The sequence below is a fragment of the Paraburkholderia sp. DHOC27 genome (assembly GCF_003429005.1).
GTDB lineage: Bacteria > Pseudomonadota > Gammaproteobacteria > Burkholderiales > Burkholderiaceae > Paraburkholderia.
The window spans coordinates 1-2,333 of sequence record NZ_QVQV01000018.1 but is presented as its reverse complement, the minus strand read 5'-3'; the positions used below and the strand labels follow the sequence as shown (position 1 = coordinate 2,333).

Sequence of the window (2,333 nt, the reverse complement as noted above, 5' to 3'; positions counted from 1 at the left end):
GACCGGCATCACCTACCGGCGCGCCGACGGCAGCATGCTGGGCGACCTGACCTACGGCTACGACCTGGCGGGGCACCGCACGAAGGCGGGCGGGAGCCTCGCGAAGGCGGACCTGCCGCAGGCGGTGGGCGACGCGCAGTACAACGGCGCGAACCAGCTCGTGCGCTGGGCGGGCAGAACCTTCACCTACGACGCGAACGGCAACCTCGCGGGCGACGGGGTGAACCAGTACGGCTGGAATGGGCAGGATCTGCTCGCGCAGATCAGCGGCACGGTGAGCGCGAGCTTTGTCTACGACATGGACGGGCGGCGCAGCGACCAGACCGTCAACGGACACCGGACGCAGTCGTTCTGGATCGGCGACGAACTGAGCTTCACGATTCCGGATAACGACTACGCGCACCGTATGCGCCTGTTCTCGCCGTACCCGGAGAGCGGGCTCGATGAGCTGACGTTCCGCCGCATTGGCGATGATGCCAGCGCGGACCGCTTCATCCTGCGCGATGCGAACAACAACGTGATCGCGCTCACGGATGCGAATCAGCAGAGCCAGACGCAGTACACGTACCAGCCATATGGGGCGACTACGCGAACCGGTGCGGTGGATGTGAACACGCAGCAGTACACCGGGCGGGAGAATGATCCGACGGGGCTGTATTACTATCGGAACCGGTATTACGACCCGGTGACCTCGCGGTTCATCAGTGAGGACCCGGCTGGGTGGGCCAGTGGGCAGACCAATGCGTATGCTTATGTGGGTGGGGATCCGGTTTCGCTGACTGATCCGGCTGGATTGCAGTGGGCTATTCCGATTACACCAGTACCTGTGCCGGGTGTCGGGCCGGGCACGGGTGGTCGTGTTCCACCTTGGTTTAACGACCTGGTCAACGGAATCACGTCGGCCAAGCCTCCGGCAAATGCTTATGATCCGGACGGACCGAAGGCTCCAGGTAAGCCCGGGGAGGCAGAGGGCTTTTGCTCACCCAAGGCTGGTGACGATTGGGGCAAGGCGCCTAACGGAAAGGGATATGGTTGGCGCGACAAGAGCGGAAACGTGTGGGTACCGACCGGGCCGTACGATCCAAGCAAAGGCGACTCACACGGCGGGTCTCATTGGGACGTCCAAAAACCTGGTGGAGGATACGATAATATTTACCCAGGTGGAAAGCGGAGATAGTCGAGGACCTGAAAAATGCAGCTTGAAATTACTCTGTGTACATTTTATTCAATGGGAGACGAGCGGCGCTTCTTTGAAGGGCTAAACGGAATCGCAGCGATTAAACGCATACAAGGGGTCGGCAAAGGATTGGAAATCGACATTGATATTCGTTATTTAACCAAGGACGCTGTATGGGATTTGATAGCATTGCTTTGGCGATACGGAATTCCGCTTGCACCTCTACGCGAATTGGCCGCTCGAAAGAAGTTCGCTTGGCTAAGTGCTGAGCGATTCTATTGGCACAAAAGTATGTTCGAGACGCGTTCCAGTCGTACGGAGCGACCATCCGGACGGGCGCGGCGGATGTGAACAGCCAGCAGTACACCGGACGGGAGAATGATCCGACGGGGCTGCATTACTATCGAAACAGGGATTACGACCCTGGTCACCTCGGCATCACCTACCGGCGGGCGGACGGCAGCGTGCTGGGTGACCTGACCTACGGCTACGACCTGGCGGGGCACCGCACGAAGGCGGGCGGTAGTCTGGCAAAGGTCAACCTGCCGCAGGCCGTGAGCGATGCGCAGTACAACGGCGCGAACCAGCTCGTGCGCTGGGCGGGCAGGACCATCACCTACGACGCGAACGGCAACCTGGCGAGCGACGGGGTGAACCAGTACGGCTGAAATGCGCAGGACCTGCTCGCGCAGATCAGCGGCGCGGTGAGCGCGAGCTTCATCTACGACATGGAGGGGCGGCGCACCGACCAGACGGTCAACGGGCACCGGCTGCAGTCGTTCTGGATCGGCGACGAACTGAGCTTCACGATCCCGTATGCCGACTACGCGCACCGTATCCGCCTGTTCTCCCCGTACCCGGAGAGCGGGCTCAACGAGCTGACGTTCCGCCGTATTGGCGACGACGCGAGTGAAGATCGCTTCATCCTGCGCGATGGGAACAACAACGTGATCGCGCTCACGGATGCCAACCAGCAGAGCCGGACGCAGTACACGTATCAACCATATAGGGCGACCACGCGTACGGGTGCGGCGGATGTGATCACGTGCATGATTGGATCGATGGAGTGCGCAGCAAATTTCCGCGTCCATATAGTCCCCTTCCCAAGCCACCTAAGCCACAGCCCCCCAAGGATGGCTGGTGCCCGTCAGACCTT

At 61.0% G+C, this 2,333-nt stretch carries 4 protein-coding genes; all 4 read left to right on the top strand.

Annotated features, from left to right (window positions below):
* On the top strand, nt 1–1,177 hold a 1,177-nt coding region (locus D0B32_RS32115), incomplete at its 5' end, for a polymorphic toxin type 37 domain-containing protein (protein WP_259295237.1).
* Nucleotides 1,178–1,192: 15 nt separating this feature from the next.
* On the top strand, nt 1,193–1,528 hold the full coding sequence (locus D0B32_RS32410; RefSeq protein ID WP_147329595.1) for a hypothetical protein: 336 nt from the start codon (nt 1,193–1,195) through the stop codon (nt 1,526–1,528).
* Nucleotides 1,525–1,845 carry a hypothetical protein gene (locus tag D0B32_RS33065; protein ID WP_259295236.1) on the top strand — a complete coding sequence of 107 codons (321 nt, stop codon included), beginning with the start codon at nt 1,525–1,527 and terminating at the stop codon, nt 1,843–1,845. Before D0B32_RS32410 ends, D0B32_RS33065 begins: the two co-directional genes overlap by 4 nt.
* A 36-nt stretch (nt 1,846–1,881) precedes the next feature.
* On the top strand, nt 1,882–2,333 hold a 452-nt coding region (locus tag D0B32_RS33060; protein WP_259295235.1), incomplete at its 3' end, for a hypothetical protein.

Excerpts from the sequence above, each read along its gene's own strand:
- D0B32_RS32410 (WP_147329595.1), top strand. The coding sequence starts at position 1,193 with ATGCAGCTTGAAATTACTCTGTGTACATTTTATTCAATGGGAGACGAG.